Origin of the sequence: Rhodopseudomonas sp. BR0M22 (assembly GCF_010907035.1) — a bacterium.
Taxonomy (GTDB): domain Bacteria; phylum Pseudomonadota; class Alphaproteobacteria; order Rhizobiales; family Xanthobacteraceae; genus Rhodopseudomonas.
The window spans coordinates 19,163-37,638 of sequence record NZ_QUMK01000019.1; the positions used below are offsets into that span (position 1 = coordinate 19,163).

Genomic DNA, 18,476 nt, shown 5'->3' on the forward strand with positions numbered 1-18,476 from the left:
CGCCGGTCAGTAGTGGATCGGCAGCGGCCACATCGGCTCGCTGCCCTCCTGCCGGCTCAGGCTCTGATACTTGCCGCGGAAGAACACCAACGGCTCCTCGTCGTCGCGCGCACTGAAACGCACCACCCGGCCGACGAAGATGACATGGTCACCACCGTCGTACTGGGCGTAAGGCGCGCACTCGAAATGCGCGATCGCGCCCGCCAGCAGCGGCGCCTCGGCGTGGCCGACCGAATGCGCGACGTTGCTCCATTTGTCCGTCGACGCCTTGGCGAACTGGTTAGACAGCGCCTCCTGGCCGCGGCTCAGAATATTGACGGCGTAGCCTTCGGCGGCCTGCATCGCCGGCAGACTGAGTGCACGGCGATCGACGCTGAACAGCACCAAAGGCGGATCGAGCGAGACCGAGTTGAACGAACTCATCGTCATTCCGATCGGAGCGTTCGCTTCGCCGCGCGCCGTGATCACGGCGACGCCGGTCGCGAATTGCGACAATGCCGATCGAAACTGCCGCACGTCCTGAACCATCAAACGCCAACTCGTTCTCGCCTCAAGTAGCTTTGATACAAAGCTATTCCAAAAAGCTAGTCAAGCGCGAATGCGATGCAGTTGCTGACAAATGATGCGGCAACGCGGCATGAATTTGGGCACAATCTCGCAGCCGGCGGCCCCGACAGGCCGCCGCAACTCGGCTCAGCGATGTGACGAAAGACGATCCGAGGTCAGCGTCGACGCGAGGTTTTGCGCGCGGTTTCGGATGTTGCCGGCGCCGACGGCGCGGTGAGGAAATTCATCAGCGCGACCGCCTTGTCGCCGCACGCGACCAGCCGCGCCATCATCGATGCGAGCAGGCGAAACTCCGACGCGCTGAGGCAATCGAACAGCGCGTCGTTGACGGGCGCCTGGATTTCGACGAGCTGCTCGAGCAATTTGCGCGCTTTCGGCGTCACGGTGAGCAGCACGCGCCGGCGGTCTTCCTGATTGGCGCGCTTGTGGATCAGTCCGGCCTTCACCAGCTTCGACACTTCGATGGTGACGAAGGCGCCCGACAGATGCAGATGTTCGGCGACACGGCTGACGCCGACGCCCTCCTCGCCCTGCAGATGCGCCACGGAGATCAGCGTCGTATAGGCGATGCCCGAAATCCCGAGACGATCGCCGAAGCCGGCCCGGCATTGATCGACCCGCGCGCTGAACGCGAGGAAGTCGTGAATGAAGGTGCGGAAAACCTCGTCGTCACCGCCGGCCATCAGTTCCGACTTCGATACGGTTGCGCGGCGCAAACTCTGCCTCCCCTGGGCTCGCGGCGCAGACGGCCGGACGGATGGTACTCTTCATACAGAAGACGCCGCTTGTACAGGTTCACGTCGCGCGGCCACTGTCTGCGCTGAGCGCGGAGCGGAAGCTGCGAGATAGAGTGCCTGCGCCGCGTAGTCGGCATGGCCATCGAGCCCGCGATGCAGAGCCGGTCCGCACCAGCGGTTCGCCACACGACCAGCGCGGTGATCACAGCGACCGGCAGCGACACGCCGCCGGACCCGAGAATCAGCAGCTCGAGCCGGCCGGTGCGCTCTCTGGCCTTGAATTCGGCTGCCGGCCGTGGTCTCAACGAAGGCTCCTGCGGCGCAAAGGCTGCCGCGTTCGAACCCGGCAGTCGTGACTCGATGGCGCGCAGATTCTCCGCTCCGTATCTGAAGGAGCCCGTCTCCGGACTCGCCACCTGGGCACGCAATCTCGCGGTGTTCTCAGCGGTGGCGACGCTGGTGTCGATCGCGGTGGTGCGGTTCGGCTTTCTGGAAATGCGCCCCGCGATGGCGACCTTGTTCGGCGCGCTGGCGCTGGCCGGGGTCTCGATCCTGCTGGCGCTCGCCGGCTTCGCGGCGATCTGGCAGAACGGCTCGCGCGGCATTCCGCGCATCCTGCTGGCGCTGCTGCTGGATGCACTGATCCTCGCCTACCCGGCCTATCTCGGCTGGCAGTACCGCACCCTGCCGGCGATCCACGACGTCACCACCGACTCGATCGATCCGCCGAAGTTCGACACCCTGGCGCGGCTGCGGGTCGGCGACGACGTCAACACCGCGGTTTATGCCGGCCTGTACTCGGCCGAACGCCAGCGGGCCGCCTATCCGAACATCGAGACGCTGCAGGTCGAGATGCCGGTGCAGCGCGCCTACGACATCGTCCTGCAACTGGTGAACCGGCGGAAATGGCGGGTGGTCGACGAGCGGGCGCCGCAGCCGCCGAAGCGCGAAGGGCACATCGAGGCGGTTTCGCGCACCACCATCCTCAGCCTGCCCGAGGACGTGGTGATCCGGCTGCGGCCGGACGGCGAGGAGACCAGGATCGATATCCGCTCGTCGTCGCGCTACTTCGAAAGCGACCTCGGCAGCAACGCGGCGCGCATCGCCAAGCTGACCGAGGACATCAACACCGCGGTCGAGAACGCGCCGACCCCGAAGGCCGAGCCGGCCGCCAAGCAGCCGGCCAAGACCAAGGCCAAGAAGTAATCGGCCGCAGCGCGGCGCCGGTCACTTGCCGGCGCCGCCAATCACCTGCTTGCACGGATCCGACAGCGCGCCAAAATTGTCGTTCAGGCATTTCTTGATGCGGCCGCCGCCCGGCGCCACGCCGCTGCAGAATTTCTGATAGTCGCCCTTGCAGGCCTCGCGCGCCGCGCCTTTGTCCTGTGCGCTGGCGATCTGCAGCGTCAGTAACAGGCCGGCGACCACGCAGGCGGCGGCGAGCGTCGCCCGCACCAGAACGTCGGGCGCGCGAAACAGCGGGGCGGGGCGACCGGAACGGGGCGAAGTCTTCATTCGTTGCACCATGACGAATCCTTGGGTTCGAAGTGAACGTCGTCGAGACGGACGTAGTTGATACCCTCGAGCCAGTCCGATCCTTCGCGCCGCGCGTCAGCGAAACAGCCCGTCGGCAAGGCGGCGGCGTCCTTCCGGAGAGATCTGCTCCAGCGTCTCGACGAAGGTGTCGATCATCGCGTCGCCGACCTTGCTGCGCTTGTCGCGGGTGGCCTCGACGGCGGCGCGCAGCGCCGCCTTGTCGGGCTCCGGCTGCGCCGCGATGTTCAGGGTGGCCCGCAGCGCCGCCACGTAGTCGCGCTGCAGCGGCTTCAGCGTGGCTTCCTTGGCGTGGAAGTTGCGCCAAAGAACCTCGGCGTCGGCCGGCGGCAACCGCGAGGCCACGCGTTCGATCAGCCGCATAGGAACCCCGGCATGCAGCGGCGCCCACGGCGGCCGCAGCCACTGCGCGCCCACATACGCCCCGAGCGCGACGTTGAGGCAAAGCGATCCCAGCAGCAGCCAGCGCCCGGCGGTGAAGCGACCAAACGACATCTTCATTGCGGGCTCCACAATGTCACGACGGAGGAATCGAACACCGCGTCGATCGCGGCGAGCGCCTCATGCGAATGCTGATAAGGTAGCGTTCCGGCGAGCCACAGGCCGACCAGCGCCGAACAGGCGAGAGTGCCGGCCGGCAGCAGCGAGGCCGGCTGCAACAGCCGGCGATACCACGGCTCCCGCATCTGACCTGAGCCGATCCGCTGTAGCACCGCGAGCGATACGCGCCCCGCCCGCGCCGAAGTCACCTCGGGCGGCGCCGCGAGCAGCGCGTCGAACGCGGCCGCTTCGCGCAGCACCGCCGCGCCCGGTTCGCCGGCGGCGATCACCCGCGCCGCGCCGCGCGTCTCCGCCGGCCAGCGCGCGATGTCGCCGCCCCAGATCTCGGCCAAATCCCTGAACTGATCGAGCGTCATGCTCGCCTCCTGTCGTCTTGCCGTCTTTCGACTTCTTTTTTGAGCGCCAGCCGCGCCCGGCCAAGCAGCGACTCGAACGCCTTGGGGCTGAGATTCATCGCACGCGCGGCCTCCTCGCCGGACAGCCCTTCCATATGAAACAGCGCGATCGCACCGCGCTGCCGCTCCGGCAGTTCGGCCAGCGCCGCCTCCAAGAGGCGCTGCTGCTGCGCGGCGATCAGGGTCTCGACCGGTGCCGGATCGCCTGCCGCCACCTCGGCGGCGTCCTCGATCGGCGCGTGCCGCGGCTTGCGGGTACGGTCGAAGCTGAGGTTCAGCACGATCCGGTACAGCCAGGTCGAGAATCGCGCGATGCTCGGATCGAACGACGACGCTTTGTTCCACACCCGCAGAAACGCCTCCTGGCCGATGTCGTCGGCCTCGGCCGCATCGCGGACGATGCGCTGGGCGATCCTGATGGCGCGCGGCATGTGGCGCGCCATCAGCACGCGGAACGCCTGCTGCCGGCGCGCCACAACGTCCAGCATCAGCGCCTCGTCGCTATCGTCCTCCAGGCTCACCGGGCGCAAGCAGCCGGCTTCGACCGGGACGCCAGCCGTTTGCCTGGCGACGACCGCCGGCACGCGATCAACACGGCCGCCAAGCGCCGGCGATCCAGCACCGCCGCGGCGCCGGCACCACCGCCGGCCCAGCGACGATCACCGGCGGAGCGACATAGACGGGGGCGACCGGATACGGACGCGCGACGTAATACGGGTACGGCCGATAGTAGTAGGGCCGGCGATAGTAGCCGCAACCGGGATATACCCCGACGCCGCGCCAGCCGCCGCGGACGCAGGCCACGGTCTCGATCGGCAGCGCCGCATCGGCCGCAACCGCCATGGGCCGCGCGGCAGGCGCCAGCGGCGCCGCCACGGCGGCAGAACCAACCGAAGCGGCCAGTGCCGAGGCGGCGAACGACGCCGTCATCATCCATTTGCGCATCACGACATCCTTTCCTGCTCGAAGCCAAGCCCACCGCAGCGGACCGATGTCGGGAATACGGTGCCAATGGGATTTTCCTTCGCGGCCGGATACCGGTTGTGCGACCAATCGTATCACTTCGTAGAACACCGAGGTACGGGACACTCAAATCGGTACCCCTGTGTTGGATTCTGAACAATTATCAATCGCAAGCCGCGTAGCGTTTCGAGGCACGACCGCTGCTGTTTACTAAAATGATAGTGTTTGGATCGCATGGTTTTGGGAATTTCCGGCATTGCTACCTCATCATCGTGACTGCCGGATCCGCTGATACCCTCGGGTGACACGAGGGGCTCCTCATCCGCCTTCCGTCGGGCGTTGCGCGTTCGCGCTCCACGAACCTGGAGCGGTCAGCATCGTCGAGTCGATGCGATCCCGAGCGATACGCAAAGCAAGACACGGGGGGCGCGATGCGGCCAGTGAACATCCATCGAAAGTAATGCTGCGCACCGACCGGCTGTCAGGCCGCTTGGTCGATTTTTTGGAGTACAATTGATGCTGTCGCGACTGCGTATGACCATCGGACGCCGGATCTATCTCCTCATAGGACTCGGCTTCCTCGGCCTTCTCGGCATCACCCTCCTCGACTCCCGCGAGTTGGCGACCGGCCTGCAGCAGCAGAAACAGATTGAGCTCAAACACCTCGCCGAACTGGCAATCAGCTTCGTCAAGGACGAGTACGACGCCGCTCAGCGCGGCGAGATCAGCACCGACGAGGCGCAGAAGCGCGCCCAGGTGCGGATCTCCAGGCTGCGTTACGGCGGCAGCGAATACTTCTTCATCACCGACATGAACAGCCGGATGCTGATGCACCCGATCGCCAAGCAATTGATCGGACAGGATCAGTCGGGCGCCAAGGACCCGAACGGCAAACTGCTGTTCGTGGCGATGGTCGACACCGTGCGCCGCAATGGCAGCGGCTTCGTCGACTACGTCTGGCCGAAACCGGGCACCAATGAGCCGCAGCCGAAGCTGACCTATGTGGCCGGATTCGAGCCGTGGGGCTGGATCATCGGCACCGGCGTCTATATCGACGACCTCGAAGCCCAGACCTGGGGCGCGATGCAGCGCTCGCTGATCGCTGCCGCACTGGTGTTGCTGCTGACGATCCTGGCGTCGGTGGTGATCGCGCGGCGTATCACCAAGCCGATCCACGCCATGACCGCAGCGATGAAAAGCCTCGCCGGCGGCCGGCTCGAGGTCGAGGTGCCCGGCATCGGCCGCCGTGACGAGATCGGCGAGATGGCGAGTGCGGTCGAAGTGTTCAAGGTTCACGCCCTCGAACGCCAGCGGCTCGAAGCCGAGCAGAAGGAGATGGAGGCGCGAACTGCCGCCGAGCGCAAGGCTCATGCCGCCCGCCTCGCCGATGCGTTCGAGCGCGCGATCGGCGAGATCGTCGAAACCGTCTCGGCGGCTTCCAACGAACTCGAAGCCTCGGCCACCACCCTGACCCGCACCGCCGACCAGTCGCAGGATCTGGCAACCGCCGTCGCCGCCGCCTCCGAGGAGGCCTCCACCAACGTCCAGTCGGTGGCCTCGGCCACCGAGGAGATGAGCTCGTCGGTCAACGAGATCAGCCGCCAGGTGCAGGAATCCGCCCGGATCGCCCACGAGGCGGTGGATCAGGCGCGGCAGACCAACGGCCGGGTCGAAGAACTCGCCAAGGCGGCGGCGCGGATCGGCGACGTGGTCGAACTGATCAGCAACATCGCCGGCCAGACCAACCTGCTGGCGCTCAACGCCACCATCGAGGCGGCACGCGCCGGCGAAGCCGGCCGCGGCTTCGCCGTGGTGGCCGCCGAGGTGAAGCAGCTCGCCGAACAGACCGCCAAGGCCACCGGCGAGATCACCCAGCAGATCAACGGCATCCAGGCGGCGACCGACCAGTCGGTGGCGGCCATCAAGGAGATCGGCCAGACCATCGGCCAGATGTCGGAGATCTCGTCGACCATCGCCGCCGCGGTGGAAGAACAAGGCGCGGCGACGCAGGAGATTTCGCGCAACGTCCAGCAGGCTTCGCTCGGCACCCAGCAGGTATCGGCCAACATTTCCGACGTGCAGCGCGGTGCCACCGAGACCGGCGCGGCTTCCGCCCAGGTGCTGGCGGCGGCAAAATCGCTGTCCGGCGACTCCGCCCGGCTCAAGACGGAAGTGTCGAACTTCCTGGAGTCCGTGCGCGCAGCGTAACCCACCGACCTTCCTCGCTGAGGCCGGCGCCCGCGAGGCGCCGGCCTTTTTGCTGAGCGAGCGCGACAGCAGGAATCGTGCGCCGCACTCCGTAACCGCACGAGGTTTTGGTAAAGCGGACGTTAACCAAGCCGGTTTACAGCTCGGAACAGGTTCCACCGCTGCGCCCTCTCGGCGCGGCGGTTCAGCACCGGGCGAGGTGAACGAGCGATGGCCCATCCCGGAAGTCTCATCCGCCAGGCGGCCGAGCGCCGGCCGCTTGGCGCCGCAGCCGACAAGCCGCAATCGCCGCTGCGTGAATTGTTCGCTCCGCCCGACCTGCTGCTGACCTGCGGCGGCGACACCCGAATCGACATCGACCCCGCAACCGGCTGCAACGCCTATGGCTGCAGCCCCAGTCCCGCCCCCGAAATTCCCAGCTTCGCCTCCTGTACCGCCAGCACAATTTCGCCGCGCGGCTACGAGGCGGTCAAACGCGCACGCGATGCGCTGATGTCGTCGGCCATGCTGCACGGGCTGGTCGAGTGCTTCGACGCCCGGATCGAGGCGATGCGCGACGAACTCAAGGCGCTGCTCGGCGTGCCGCAGCCCGGCGCCGAGATCGTGTTCACATCGTCGGGCACCGACGCCCAACTGGTCGCGCTGGGGCTGACCCGTGCGCTGCTCGGCGACCATCTCGTCACGGTCGTGGCGGGCGCGGATCAGACCGGCACCGGCACAGCCTTCACCGCGCACGGCCAGCATTTCGCCGCGCGCAGCGCCTGCGGCGTCGCCGCCACGCGCGGCGCACCGATTAACGGGCTCGGCCCGGTGCACAGCGTCAAGCTGCGTCTGCGCGATGCCGGCGGCCGCTTGTGCTCGCCCTCGTCGGTCGACGCCGAAACCCTCGAAATGGTCGAATCAGCGGTCGCGCAGGGCGCCCGGGTGATGCTGGAAGCGATGGACTGCTCCAAGCTGGGCTACGCGGCGCCCGGCGACCGCTGCCTCGACGAGATCGCCGCACGCTGGCCGGGACGGGTGCAGATCGTGATCGATGCCTGCCAGGCACGGCTCGGCAGCCAGCGGCTCGCCAGCTATCTCGACCGCGGCTTCATGGTGCTGCTGACCGGCTCGAAGTTCTTCGGCGGCCCCGCCTTCAGCGGCGCCGTGCTGGTCCCGCCGCAACTCGTCGGCCCGATCGGCGCACTGCCGCGACTGGCGCCGGGTCTGGCCGCCTATCTCGGCCGCAGTGACTGGCCGCTGCGCTGGCAAGCGTTGCGCGCGCAATTCCCGGCTCAGCCGAATTTTGGCGAGTGGCTGCGCTGGGAGGCCGCGCTCGAAGAGATCCGCGCCTATGCGGCCGTGCCCGTTCCGTTCCGCCGCGATATCATCCGCAAGCTCGGCGACGGCTTGGCCGGGCTGATCTCGGCCTCGCCGTCGGCGCGGCTGTTGCCGCCACAGTCGCGCGCCGCCAACGCCGACGAGTTCGCGTTGCCGACGATCTTCGCCTTCACGCTTCACCGCGGCGGCAGCACGCTGTCGCTGGCCGAGTGCCGTGCCCTGCACCACGCACTCGCACACGGCACCGCGGGCCACGCCGCCTGCCTGCTCGGCCAGCCGGTCGGCTGGGGCGGACGCGGCGACGACAAGGAGGCTGCGCTGAGGCTGTGTATCAGCGCCGGCCATGTCGTCGACTCGTATGCAGATCCTGCCGTGCCGGACCGCATTCTCACCGATGCGGCCAGCGCGCTGACCACGCTCGAAACGCTGCTGCGGCAGCCCTCCCTGTTCCCCGACAACAATGCCGCCAAGGAGCGCCATGTCCACTAAGACCTCCCAGCCGGTCGCCGCCGAGCGGATCGGCTTCGCCCGCCTGACCAAGCGCGCTTTCGACGGCGAGAACCTGTACCCGCTGTGGCAGGCGCTGATGACCAAGGTCGACACCCGCACCGCGACCGCCGGGGAGCAGCTCGACCTCGCGCTGATCACGCAGTTGTTCGGCCACAAGCAGGCCGGCCTGTCGGTGCAGACCGAGACGCTGAAGCAACAGCAACTGTTCCGTTCGCCTTGCGCCAGCGACCATCCGCGCCTGCGCGTGCTGGCGCTCGCCGCCGATATCGACATGGGCGGCAACACCCCGATCGAATTCCTGCTGCAGGACTCCGGAATTGAGCTGCTGACGCTGTACGTGCTCGACGGCATCCCGCTGCCCGATCCGCTGCCGGAGCACGACGTTGCGATCGTGATCGCCTCCGACTCCGACGAATGTCGCGCGGCGCTGGCTGCGATCGAGGCGCGCGCGGCCGACTGGCCGGCGCCGCTGCTCAACCCGCCGCATCTGATCCGGCATCTCGACCGCGACAAGCTGTATCGGCTGATCGGCGATGTCGAGGGGCTGGCGATTCCCGCCACGGTACCGGTCGGGCGCGACGCGCTGATGGCCGCCGCCAACGGCTCGGCGGCGCTGCCCGAGGTCGCCGGCGGCCTCGACTTCCCGATCATCGTGCGACCGCGCGGCTCGCACGCCGGCTTCGGCCTCGCCCGGATCGCCGACAGCGTCGCGCTGCTCGATTATCTGCGCGACCGCCAGGAGAGCGATTACTTCATCGCCCGCTACGTCGACTACGCCAGCGAGGACGGCCAGTTCCGCAAGTATCGCGTGGTCGTGGTCGACGGCAAGCCCTATGCCTGCCACATGGCGATCGCCGACCGCTGGGACATCTGGTACCTCAACGCCGGCATGGCCGAGGACGAGGTCAAGCGGCTGGAGGAAGCGGCGTTCTTCCACACCTTCGATTTCGGCTTCGCGCTGCGCCACAAGACCGCGCTCGAAGGCATGATCGAGCGGATCGGACTCGATTACTTCACCATCGACTGCGCCCAGATGCCGAGCGGCGACCTCCTGGTGTTCGAGATCGACAACACTTCGGTGGTGCACGACATGGACAGCCCGGAGCTCTATCCCTACAAGCCGCCGCAGATGCACAAGATCTTCGACGCCTTCGCGTCGATGCTGGAGCGCCGGGTCGAATCCCGTCTGACGAGCGTGGCGTGAGCGACGCAATCCGCGCCGGCGCGAATGCCGGCGCAACGAGCCTTGATCCTGACAATTGGGACGCGCTGCGCGCTGATGCGCATCGCATGCTCGACGACATGCTCGACTACATTGCCGGGGTGCGCGACCGGCCGGTGTGGCAGCCGATCCCGCCGAAGGTCCGCGCCGGCTTCGCCGAGCCGCTGCCGCGCGGCGGCACGCCGCTGCCGGAGGTCTATCGCCGCTTCACCGAGGAGATCGCGCCCTACGCCACCGGCAACGTCCATCCCGGTTTCATGGGCTGGGTGCACGGCGGCGGCACCGCGGTCGGCATGCTGGCCGAAATGCTGGCGGCCGGCCTCAACGCCAATTGCGGCGGCCGCGATCACATCGGCATCGAGGTCGAGCGCCAGATCGCACGCTGGCTGCGCGAATTGTTCGGCTTTCCGCAAACCGCCAGCGGCGTGTTCGTCACCGGTTCGTCGATGGCCAATTTCATGGCGCTGCTGGTGGCGCGCACCGCCACGGTCGGTCCGCAAGTGCGCGAAGGCGGCCTGCAGGGCGAACGACTCACGGCTTACGCGTCCGCAGCGGTGCACGGCTGCGTGGTGCAGGCCGCCGATTTGGCCGGACTCGGCCGCGGCGCGCTGCGGCGGATTCCGTTCGGAAAGGACCACCGCATCGATCTCGCCGCGCTGAAACGGCGGATCGCGGAGGACCGCGCCGCCGGCTGTCGGCCGTTCCTGGTGACCGGCTCGGCCGGCACCGTCGATGTCGGCGCGATCGACGATCTATCGGCGCTTGCCGCGCTGTGCCGCGACGAAGGGCTGTGGTTTCACGTCGACGGTGCCTACGGCTCCCTAGGCATGCTGTCCGACGACATTGCGCCGAAGCTGAAGGGACTGTCGGAGGCGGATTCGATCGCGCTCGACTTCCACAAATGGGGCCAGGTCAATTACGACGCCGGCTTCCTGATCGTCCGCGACGGCGAGCAGCACCGCGACACGTTCGCGGCGCCGGCCGCTTACTTGCGCCGCGAGACTCGCGGCCTCGCCGGCGGCTCGCCCTGGCCGTGCGACTACGGCCCCGACCTGTCGCGCGGTTTTCGCGCGCTGAAGACCTGGTTCACGCTGAAGACTTTCGGCGCCGACCGGATGGGCGCGATGATCGCCCAGACCTGCAAGATTGCGCGCTATCTGGAAGCCCGCGTGCAGCGCGAGCCGGAGCTGGAGATGCGGGCGCCGGTGACGCTGAACATCGTCTGCTTCCGCTATCGCGCCGCGCCGGACGTGATGGACGCGCTCAATGCCGAAATCGTCGCGGATTTGCACGAGTCCGGCATCGCCGCGCCATCCTCGACCACGATCGACGGCGCCTTGGCGATCCGCGCCGCGATCGTCAACCACCGCACGACGTTTGCGGATGTCGACAGGATGGTCGATGCGGTGCTGCAATTCGGAGCGGAGCGGGTAGGCTGATCACCCTCGCCGCGCGCACGGCGCAACCTCTCCCGCGTGTGGGAGAGGTCGACGCGCGAAGCGCGGCGGGTGAGGCCCCTCCTCTCCGCGAATCGCAGCCTCACTACCTGGGTCGCCCTCACCCCAGCCCTCTCCCGCAAGCGGGAGAGGGAGCGCGCTGCGATTCGCGGTAAGCGCGGTGACACGCACACGTGCCAAATCATCGCACCTTGGTCACCGTCATACGCGTGACAAACACGCAGCGGCATTTTCCGGCGCACCCTGTCCGGAGAACCAGATGCCCCGCAAGCCTGCGCCGAAGACTGCCAAGACGTCTCCCAAGAAATTAGTCAAGAAATCAGTCAAAAAGACCGTCAAGAAAGCCGCGAAGCCGGCCGAGACGTCCGCCGAATTGGCCCAGCAGCTATCGATGCGGCAGCGGATCGAGGCCGAGATGCTCGACGGCTTCGACGAAGAGCTCGAACTCGAAATCGACGACGATCGCATCGATGCGATGACCAACGAATTTGCCGGCCACTCGCCGGCCGAGACGCTGGATCGCCGCCTGTACTTCAAGGAACTGTTCCGCCTGCAAGGCGAGCTGGTCAAGCTGCAAAGCTGGGTGCAGCATCAGGGCCTCAAGGTGGTGGTGATCTTCGAGGGCCGCGACTCCGCCGGCAAGGGCGGCGTCATCAAGCGCATCACCCAGCGGCTCAATCCGCGGATCTGCCGGGTCGCGGCGCTGCCGGCGCCGAGCGTGCGCGAGCGCAGCCAATGGTACTTCCAGCGCTACGTGTCGCATCTGCCGGCCGCGGGCGAAATCGTGCTGTTCGACCGGAGCTGGTACAACCGCGCCGGCGTCGAACGGGTGATGGGATTTTGCACCGAGGCCGAGGTCGAAGAGTTCTTTCGTTCGGTGCCGGAGTTCGAGCGGATGCTGGTGCGTTCCGGCATCGTGCTGATCAAATACTGGTTCTCGATCACGGACGACGAGCAGCAGCTGCGCTTCATGATGCGCATCAACGATCCCCTCAAGCAGTGGAAGCTGAGCCCGATGGACGTGCAGTCGCGGGCGCGCTGGGAGCACTACACCAAGGCCAAGGAAGAGATGCTGGAGCGCACCAGCATCGCCGAAGCGCCGTGGCACGTCGTCCAGGCCGTCGACAAGAAGAAGGCGCGGCTCAACTGCATCGCGCACCTGCTCGATCAAATTCCCTACGAGGAAGTGCCCTACAGCCCGGTGGTGCTGCCGCCGCGGATCCACCACCCCGACTATCACCGCACGCCAATTCCGGCGGAGATGTACGTGCCGGAAAGGTATTGAGCCTTCTGTCGTCATTCCGGGGCGCCGCGCAGCGGCGAGCCCGGAATCCATAATCACCGCGCTGGCGGTGAGACGCAGCGCGAGATGCGCAGTGTTCTGCCGAGAGTCCAGGGCGTATGGATTCCGGACTTGCGCGCAGCGCGCGCAAGTCCGGAATGACGAGGGAGAGACAGTAGAGATTCCGGGTTCGCTCACTTGCGTGAGCGCCCCGGAATGACGGACGAGAGGTTGTTAGTTCGCCGTCCAGAATGCCGGCTTGGCGGGCTCCAGCCTGCCGCCGACGCGGACCGGGGCGATCTTCACCGCGAGGCCGGTCGAATCGTCGGTTTCCACCGCGACCCCGCTGAGGGTGGCGTCGCCGTTGGCCGGTTCGAACCGGCCTTGCGGGATGCCGGTGAGGAAGCGATGCACCGGCTCGTCCTTGTGCATGCCGATCACCGAATCATAGTCACCGGTCATGCCGGCGTCGGTCATGTAGCCGGTGCCGTTCGGCAGGATCTGATGATCTGCGGTCGGGACGTGCGTATGGGTGCCGACCACGAGGCTGACGCGGCCGTCGCAAAAATGGCCCATGCCCTGCTTCTCGCTCGACGCCTCGCCATGGAAATCGAGCACGATGGCATCGGCGGCGTCGCGCAGCGGACAGGCTTCGAGCTCGCGCCCGATCGCCGCGAACGGATCGTTCAACGGCTCCATGAACACCCGGCCCATCGCATTGATCACGAGCACGCGCGCGCCCTTGCGGGTCTCGATCAGCGCGGCGCCGCGGCCCGGCGTGTGGCGCGGAAAGTTGATCGGGCGAACCAGGCGCGGCGCGCGCTCGATGAACACCAGCGCCTCCTTCTGATTCCAGGCGTGGTTGCCGAGCGTCACCGCATCGGCGCCGGCGTCGATGAAATCGTTGTAGATCGCCTCGGTGATACCGAAACCGCCGGCGGCATTCTCGCCATTGACGATGGTGCAATCGAGCTGCCAGTCGCGGATCAGACCCGGCAGATGCTCGGCGATTGCGGTGCGGCCGGATTTTCCGACCACGTCGCCGATGAACAGAATGCGCAAACTATCGACTCCGGAAAGTGAGCAGGCCCTGCTCCGTTAGCACATAATCCAGCACCACGTCGTGGGCGTCGGCCGGCACGGCGGGGATTTGCTGCATCGCAAACGCCAAGCCGATCGCCACCACCGGACCGCGCGCGCGCAAGTCTTCCAACGTGCAGTCGTAGTGCCCGGCGCCGTAGCCGATGCGATGACCGTTGCCATCGAATGCGGCGAGCGGCACCAGCACGATGTCGGGCGTCACCTCCGCCGCATCCGGCGACGGCTCGCGAATGCCGAGCGCGCTCCGGGGCAGCGGGTCGCTGTCGCGCCAGGCGCGGAACAGCAAGGGCGTGCCCCGCCCCGTCACCACCGGCAGCGCCAGCCGCGCCCCGCGGGCGGCGAGCGCCTGCATCATCGGAAACGGATCGAGCTCGCCGCGAATCGGCGCATAGCCGGCGACCACCGCGCCCTCCGGCAGCGGCACCGGCAGCCCGCGCGCAGCGACCGCCGCTGCGGCGGCGCGACGATCGTCCTCGCTCACGCTCGAGCGGCGCGCCAAAGCAGCCGCGCGCAGCGCGGTCTTGGTCTCGCTCAAGGTTTCGGACAGCTCGGACATCGGGCGGGTTATAGGCGGCCGGGGCCGGCGCATGAAGCTCGGGCGACCGTCAGGCAGCAACGCGCCGGACAGAATGGAAAGTGCGAGGCCGCGGCGACCGTTGAAGCACTCGATCCCGGAGTTCCCTACGAAAGTAGGTGGGCACCATATGATCGGGTCCACGGACCCGGCCAGAGACAGTTCCCGAAAGGATCGATAAGGCCCCGGGGATATATGGCTCCTGACGCATCCCGCAGCTTCGCCTCGCCAATGTAGCGATCATACCGCCGGTTCGCCAGCCCGTGGCAGCGGAATTCGCCGCAACGACGAACCACCTGACGTGGACAACCGTTTCGGCTATCAAGAACCGTCCCACGATCGCCATCAAATCCGGCGACTGCTGTCGGACGCTCAACCCGGATCGCCATGGCCTCGAAGTCCAGCACCACCATCGCCCGCCGAGCCCGCACCAGGGCCGAAGCCGATTTCGCGACCTGGCTGATGATGGCCAAGCTCGGCAGCTTCGATACCCTGCCGGAAAATGCCCAGAAGGTGCTGAACGGCTATCGCGAACGGCTCGACCGCATGACCGAGATCGAATCCAAGGCGATTGCGGTACGCGAGACCTATCAGGCCTACTACAGCGACATGGGCGGCACCGGCGAAGCCCCGGAGCCGGAGCCGCGGACCCCGCCGCCGGCCGACCGCGGCGACGCGGCGGTCGACAACGTGGTCCGGTTCAAGAAGCCGCAAAAGCCGAAGGTGACCCGGATCGCCGATCGCGGCGCCCGCCCGGCTCCGACGAGCGGGCCACGCCGCCCGCTGCCGGCCTGGCTGATCTTCATCGCGCTGTGCGCGATCGTGGTGGCGTGGAAGTTTCTGACCAAGTGAAGTTTCGGACCGAGTGAAGTTTCGGACCGAGTGAGAGCTCGTCCGCTCACCGCTGCGGCGGGCGCGGCGGTCGCACGGTCACGATCCGCGGACGGCGGCCGAACAGGCCGCCGATCCGGCGCAGCACTTGCACGGCAAACGTCGCGACGACCAACACCAAGACGACGAGTATCAGCAAGCGCGCGGCGATTTGGAACCAAGTGAGGCTATCAACCGTCATCTGCGGGACCCTCTGCTGAGCAGGACAAGGTCGGCCACGCCGTATCGTTCCGGGCAGAATCATCATTGCCGGATAGCAGCGACAAGTCGAGTTAGGAGGATTGCGGTGAACGACGAGACCAAGCGAGAGCCTGATACCAAAACCAACGCCGCACCGAAGCGGGCCAAGAAGCAGATGCCGCTGGTCGACAACCTGATCGACCTGATGGTCGACGGCGCGGTCGAGATCACCAAGGTCGCAGCCAAGCGGGCGGTGCGCCGGCTGGTGGCCGGCCCGGTCAAGGCCACGGTGACGAAAGCCGCCGCGCGCGCCGGCCTCGCCGACTTCACCAAGCCGCTGGCGAAGCCTGCGCCGAGCAAGCGCAAGGCTGACGCGAAGGCTGGCGGAGCGTCGGGGGCAAAGAAGGCCGCGACCAAGTCGTCGGCCAGCAAGGCCAAGGCTTCAAAGGCCAAAACTTCGAAATCAACGACTTCAAAGGCCAAGACTTCAAAGGCAAAGGCTTCGAAGGCGAAGACTTCAAAAGCCAAGGCCGCAAAGACCAAAGCTCCGAAGTCAAAGATGTCGACGAAAAAGACCGCAAAGCCGCAGACCACAAAGTCCGCGGCGACGACACCAAAGGCCAAGACCGCGAAGACGGCAAAAACGAAAAAACGCTGAGAGGCGGGCGCAGCCAGCTCAGCGTCATTGCGAGCGAAGCGAAGCAATCCAGCGTCTCGCACCGCGCTGGATTGCTCCGCCGCTGATACTACATGCCGCGTTCGATCGGCTGTTCGACCGCGCCGCCGGCCTCGGCCCAGTCCTTGAACGCGCCGAGGTTGAACACTTTTTCGTAGCCGAGATCCTTCAGCACCTTGCCGGCCAGCGCCGAGCGGCCGCCGGAGGCGCAGTACACGATCACCGGGCGATCCTTGGCGAGGTGCTTGTCGTGGAACGGCGAATCCGGATCGGCGCGAAATTCCAGCATGCCGCGCGAGATGTTGACGGCGCCGGCGACCTTGCCGGTGTTGCCGACTTCCGGCGCGTCGCGGACGTCGACCACCAGCGCGCCCTGTTCGATCAGCTGGCGCGCGTCGTCGACGCTCACCCGCGGCACCGCGGCGTTGGCGGCTTCCATCATCTGCTTCAACGTTGTCATCGCAGTCTCCTGTGGTGAAGGGCTCAGCGGATCAGCCAGCGCGGCGTCACGGCCGCATAGTCGATCCAGGCGTTGCCGAAACGAATCGCCAAATGCCGCTCCTCGCTGCGGATCGCCAGCCGGTCGACCAGCACCGCCGTCAGCAACGCCAGCGGAATGAACCAGCCGTTGCCGGCGGCCAGGCCGATTCCGATCAACAGCAGCGTGTTGGCCAGATAGATCGGATTGCGGCTGAATCGGAACGGTCCCCCGGTCACCAGCCGATCGGCGGCGCGGTGCGGCAGAATGTTGGTGCGGGCGGCCCGCATCGTCAGGATCGCCCAGCCGTCGAGCGCGAAGCCGAACACGGCGACCAGATAGCCGATCCACACCACCGCGTCGTTGCGGGGCAGCGGCACCGGCAGCACGATGCCGAGCCCGATCGCGGCCAGTGCCGCGATCGCCAGCAGCATCGGCGGCCACGGCCATTTGTTCGGGCGGGCGCCCTCGGAATTTGTCATTGCAACTCGTCGTCGGACATTCGATCAACCGAATATATCGGTCGTCATGCCGATATACCAGCCGGCCGCCTCGCGCGCCTGCTTGGCGCGAAGCTGCGGGCTTTCGTCGAGCTGCGAGGTATAGGGATCGGACATCACGATCTTGCCGTCCTGCGGGGCGTAGCGCGCGCCGTTCTTGATCGCGTCGTCGGGCGCGATGTCGCTCCAGCAATGGTTGGTGAAGCGAACCGGCATCCGGCGGTCGCCGATCAGATCGGCGCGGATGATCATCGCGGCGATCTTGCCCTCGTTGTTGGCGGAGAAGCCGGACTTCGGAAACTCGCCGCCGGCGGAATCGCCGATCACATGGATCGACGGATCGATCAGCGACGCCATGGTGCCGGCATCGACCGGGCAGAATCCGCTGGCATCGGCGAGCCCGGCGTCGCGGGCGAGCCTCCCGGCGATCTGCGGCGGGATGACGTTGACCATCGCGGCCTTGTGGGTTTCGAAATCGGTGGTGACGGTCATCGCCTTGGGATCGACCGCCTTGATGCCGCCGTGGATGGTCGGGTCCTGCCACTCGATCATGCCGGGGTAGTGCCGCTCCCAGCCGTCGATGAACAGCGTCTGCATCGCGAAGTGATCCTTGGCGTCAAGGATCACGATGCGGGCGTTCTTCACGCCGCGGCTCTTGAGGGCGTAAGCCATCATCGAGGCACGCTCGTAGGGCGCGGGCGGGCAGCGATACGGATTGGGCGGCGCGATGATCACGATCAGCGCGCCATCGCCGAGCGCATCGAGCTGGCGCTTCAACAATTCGAACTGCGCGCCGCCGCGGTAGCCGTGTGGCATCCGCTCGGCGGCCGCTTCGGAATAGCCCGGGACCGCATCCCAGCGAAAATCGATGCCCGGCGACAGCACCAGCCGGTCGTAGCCGAGCCGCGCGCCGCCGGCGGTGCGAACTTCTCTTTTGTCGCGATCGATTGCCGACACCTGATCGAACACCAAGCCGACGCCGTGGCCGGCGACACCCTCATAGCCGAAGGTCAGGCTCTCGAACGGCTTCAGCCCGCCGAGATACAGGTTCGAGGTGAACGGCGTGACGTAGTGACGATTGGCCTCGACCAGCGTCACCTCGACCGCATCGTTGCCGTGACGCAGATATTTCGCCGCCGTGGCGCCGCCAGCGCCGCCGCCGACCACCACCACGCGCGGCTTGGCCTTGGCGATCGCCGGGCAGGCGAACAGCGCAGTCGCCGCCGCGGCGGTGCGGATCACGCCGCGGCGGCTGATCAGATTCGGCTTGGACACTCAGTCGCTCCGCTGGTTCAGGCGC

21 protein-coding genes and 1 other RNA gene are annotated in these 18,476 nt (G+C 66.9%); 8 read left to right on the top strand and 14 right to left on the bottom strand.

The features are described 5' to 3' along the window. Positions 1 to 6: 6 nt before the first annotated feature. Both DY468_RS08265 and DY468_RS08270 read right to left on the bottom strand, forming a co-directional pair. Positions 7 to 528: a flavin reductase family protein gene (locus tag DY468_RS08265; RefSeq protein ID WP_164604141.1), complete on the bottom strand. Its 522-nt coding sequence runs from the start codon at positions 526 to 528 to the stop codon at positions 7 to 9. Between the two features lie 194 nt (positions 529 to 722). Next, a complete protein-coding gene (locus DY468_RS08270; protein ID WP_164604143.1) occupies positions 723 to 1,283 on the bottom strand; it encodes a MarR family winged helix-turn-helix transcriptional regulator in 561 nt (186 codons plus the stop codon). Between the two features lie 381 nt (positions 1,284 to 1,664). Here DY468_RS08270 and DY468_RS08275 point away from each other — a divergent pair, with 381 nt between their 5' ends. After that, entirely contained in the window at positions 1,665 to 2,510 is an 846-nt protein-coding gene (locus DY468_RS08275; protein ID WP_164604241.1) for a DUF1499 domain-containing protein, read from the top strand. A 21-nt stretch (positions 2,511 to 2,531) separates the two neighbouring features. On the opposite strand, the gene DY468_RS08280 is transcribed toward DY468_RS08275, so the two are convergent. From DY468_RS08280 to DY468_RS08300, 5 genes are all read right to left on the bottom strand, one after another. Beyond that, positions 2,532 to 2,819 carry a cysteine rich repeat-containing protein gene (locus DY468_RS08280; protein ID WP_246700920.1) on the bottom strand — a complete coding sequence of 96 codons (288 nt, stop codon included), beginning with the start codon at positions 2,817 to 2,819 and terminating at the stop codon, positions 2,532 to 2,534. 96 nt (positions 2,820 to 2,915) lie between these two features. Next, complete coding sequence (locus tag DY468_RS08285; RefSeq protein WP_164604147.1) at positions 2,916 to 3,359, bottom strand: periplasmic heavy metal sensor; 444 nt, start codon at positions 3,357 to 3,359, stop codon at positions 2,916 to 2,918. Then, positions 3,356 to 3,775, bottom strand: coding sequence for a hypothetical protein (locus tag DY468_RS08290; RefSeq protein WP_164604149.1), 420 nt, complete (start codon positions 3,773 to 3,775; stop codon positions 3,356 to 3,358). The genes DY468_RS08285 and DY468_RS08290 overlap by 4 nt, the downstream gene beginning before the upstream one ends. Continuing rightward, a complete protein-coding gene (locus DY468_RS08295; RefSeq protein ID WP_349644260.1) occupies positions 3,772 to 4,398 on the bottom strand; it encodes an RNA polymerase sigma factor in 627 nt (208 codons plus the stop codon). Before DY468_RS08295 ends, DY468_RS08290 begins: the two co-directional genes overlap by 4 nt. A 4-nt stretch (positions 4,399 to 4,402) precedes the next feature. After that, the gene (locus tag DY468_RS08300) at positions 4,403 to 4,759 is read right to left on the bottom strand and encodes a hypothetical protein (protein WP_164604151.1); all 357 of its coding nucleotides are present in this window, start codon (positions 4,757 to 4,759) and stop codon (positions 4,403 to 4,405) included. A 534-nt stretch (positions 4,760 to 5,293) separates the two neighbouring features. Here DY468_RS08300 and DY468_RS08305 point away from each other — a divergent pair. From DY468_RS08305 to ppk2, 5 genes are all read left to right on the top strand, one after another. After that, positions 5,294 to 6,985, top strand: a complete 1,692-nt coding sequence (locus DY468_RS08305; protein ID WP_164604153.1) for a methyl-accepting chemotaxis protein — start codon at positions 5,294 to 5,296, stop codon at positions 6,983 to 6,985. A 210-nt stretch (positions 6,986 to 7,195) separates the two neighbouring features. After that, positions 7,196 to 8,794, top strand: coding sequence for a PLP-dependent aminotransferase family protein (locus DY468_RS08310; RefSeq protein WP_164604155.1), 1,599 nt, complete (start codon positions 7,196 to 7,198; stop codon positions 8,792 to 8,794). Continuing rightward, positions 8,784 to 10,019, top strand: a complete 1,236-nt coding sequence (locus tag DY468_RS08315) for an ATP-grasp domain-containing protein (RefSeq protein ID WP_164604157.1) — start codon at positions 8,784 to 8,786, stop codon at positions 10,017 to 10,019. Before DY468_RS08310 ends, DY468_RS08315 begins: the two co-directional genes overlap by 11 nt. Beyond that, the gene (locus DY468_RS08320; protein WP_164604159.1) at positions 10,016 to 11,476 is read left to right on the top strand and encodes a pyridoxal phosphate-dependent decarboxylase family protein; all 1,461 of its coding nucleotides are present in this window, start codon (positions 10,016 to 10,018) and stop codon (positions 11,474 to 11,476) included. Before DY468_RS08315 ends, DY468_RS08320 begins: the two co-directional genes overlap by 4 nt. Before the next feature lie 409 nt (positions 11,477 to 11,885). After that, entirely contained in the window at positions 11,886 to 12,779 is an 894-nt protein-coding gene (gene ppk2 / locus DY468_RS08325; protein WP_246700924.1) for a polyphosphate kinase 2, read from the top strand. A 231-nt stretch (positions 12,780 to 13,010) separates the two neighbouring features. On the opposite strand, the gene DY468_RS08330 is transcribed toward ppk2, so the two are convergent. From DY468_RS08330 to ssrS, 3 genes are all read right to left on the bottom strand, one after another. Next, complete coding sequence (locus tag DY468_RS08330) at positions 13,011 to 13,838, bottom strand: TIGR00282 family metallophosphoesterase (RefSeq protein ID WP_164604163.1); 828 nt, start codon at positions 13,836 to 13,838, stop codon at positions 13,011 to 13,013. Position 13,839: 1 nt separating this feature from the next. After that, positions 13,840 to 14,433, bottom strand: a complete 594-nt coding sequence (locus DY468_RS08335) for a 5-formyltetrahydrofolate cyclo-ligase (protein WP_164604165.1) — start codon at positions 14,431 to 14,433, stop codon at positions 13,840 to 13,842. Between the two features lie 81 nt (positions 14,434 to 14,514). After that, positions 14,515 to 14,675, bottom strand: a non-coding RNA gene (ssrS, locus tag DY468_RS08340) — 6S RNA. Positions 14,676 to 14,838: 163 nt separating this feature from the next. Between ssrS and DY468_RS08345 the strand changes: the two genes are divergently transcribed. Then, complete coding sequence (locus DY468_RS08345) at positions 14,839 to 15,303, top strand: hypothetical protein (RefSeq protein WP_164604167.1); 465 nt, start codon at positions 14,839 to 14,841, stop codon at positions 15,301 to 15,303. Positions 15,304 to 15,349: 46 nt separating this feature from the next. Here the strand turns inward: DY468_RS08345 and DY468_RS08350 are convergent, their stop codons facing one another. Next, a complete protein-coding gene (locus DY468_RS08350) occupies positions 15,350 to 15,523 on the bottom strand; it encodes a cadmium ABC transporter ATPase (RefSeq protein WP_164604169.1) in 174 nt (57 codons plus the stop codon). Between the two features lie 174 nt (positions 15,524 to 15,697). Here DY468_RS08350 and DY468_RS24605 point away from each other — a divergent pair, with 174 nt between their 5' ends. Next, the gene (locus DY468_RS24605) at positions 15,698 to 16,180 is read left to right on the top strand and encodes a recombinase RecQ (RefSeq protein WP_246700922.1); all 483 of its coding nucleotides are present in this window, start codon (positions 15,698 to 15,700) and stop codon (positions 16,178 to 16,180) included. A gap of 88 nt (positions 16,181 to 16,268) precedes the next feature. Here the strand turns inward: DY468_RS24605 and DY468_RS08360 are convergent, their stop codons facing one another. Genes DY468_RS08360 through DY468_RS08370 form a run of 3 tightly spaced genes read right to left on the bottom strand, consistent with a single transcriptional unit; the run spans position 16,269 to position 18,451 of the window. Further along, positions 16,269 to 16,658 carry a rhodanese-like domain-containing protein gene (locus tag DY468_RS08360; protein WP_164604173.1) on the bottom strand — a complete coding sequence of 130 codons (390 nt, stop codon included), beginning with the start codon at positions 16,656 to 16,658 and terminating at the stop codon, positions 16,269 to 16,271. A gap of 23 nt (positions 16,659 to 16,681) precedes the next feature. Beyond that, the gene (locus DY468_RS08365) at positions 16,682 to 17,158 is read right to left on the bottom strand and encodes a methyltransferase family protein (RefSeq protein WP_164604175.1); all 477 of its coding nucleotides are present in this window, start codon (positions 17,156 to 17,158) and stop codon (positions 16,682 to 16,684) included. A 24-nt stretch (positions 17,159 to 17,182) separates the two neighbouring features. Next, the gene (locus DY468_RS08370) at positions 17,183 to 18,451 is read right to left on the bottom strand and encodes an FCSD flavin-binding domain-containing protein (RefSeq protein WP_164604177.1); all 1,269 of its coding nucleotides are present in this window, start codon (positions 18,449 to 18,451) and stop codon (positions 17,183 to 17,185) included. Positions 18,452 to 18,476: the final 25 nt, after the last annotated feature.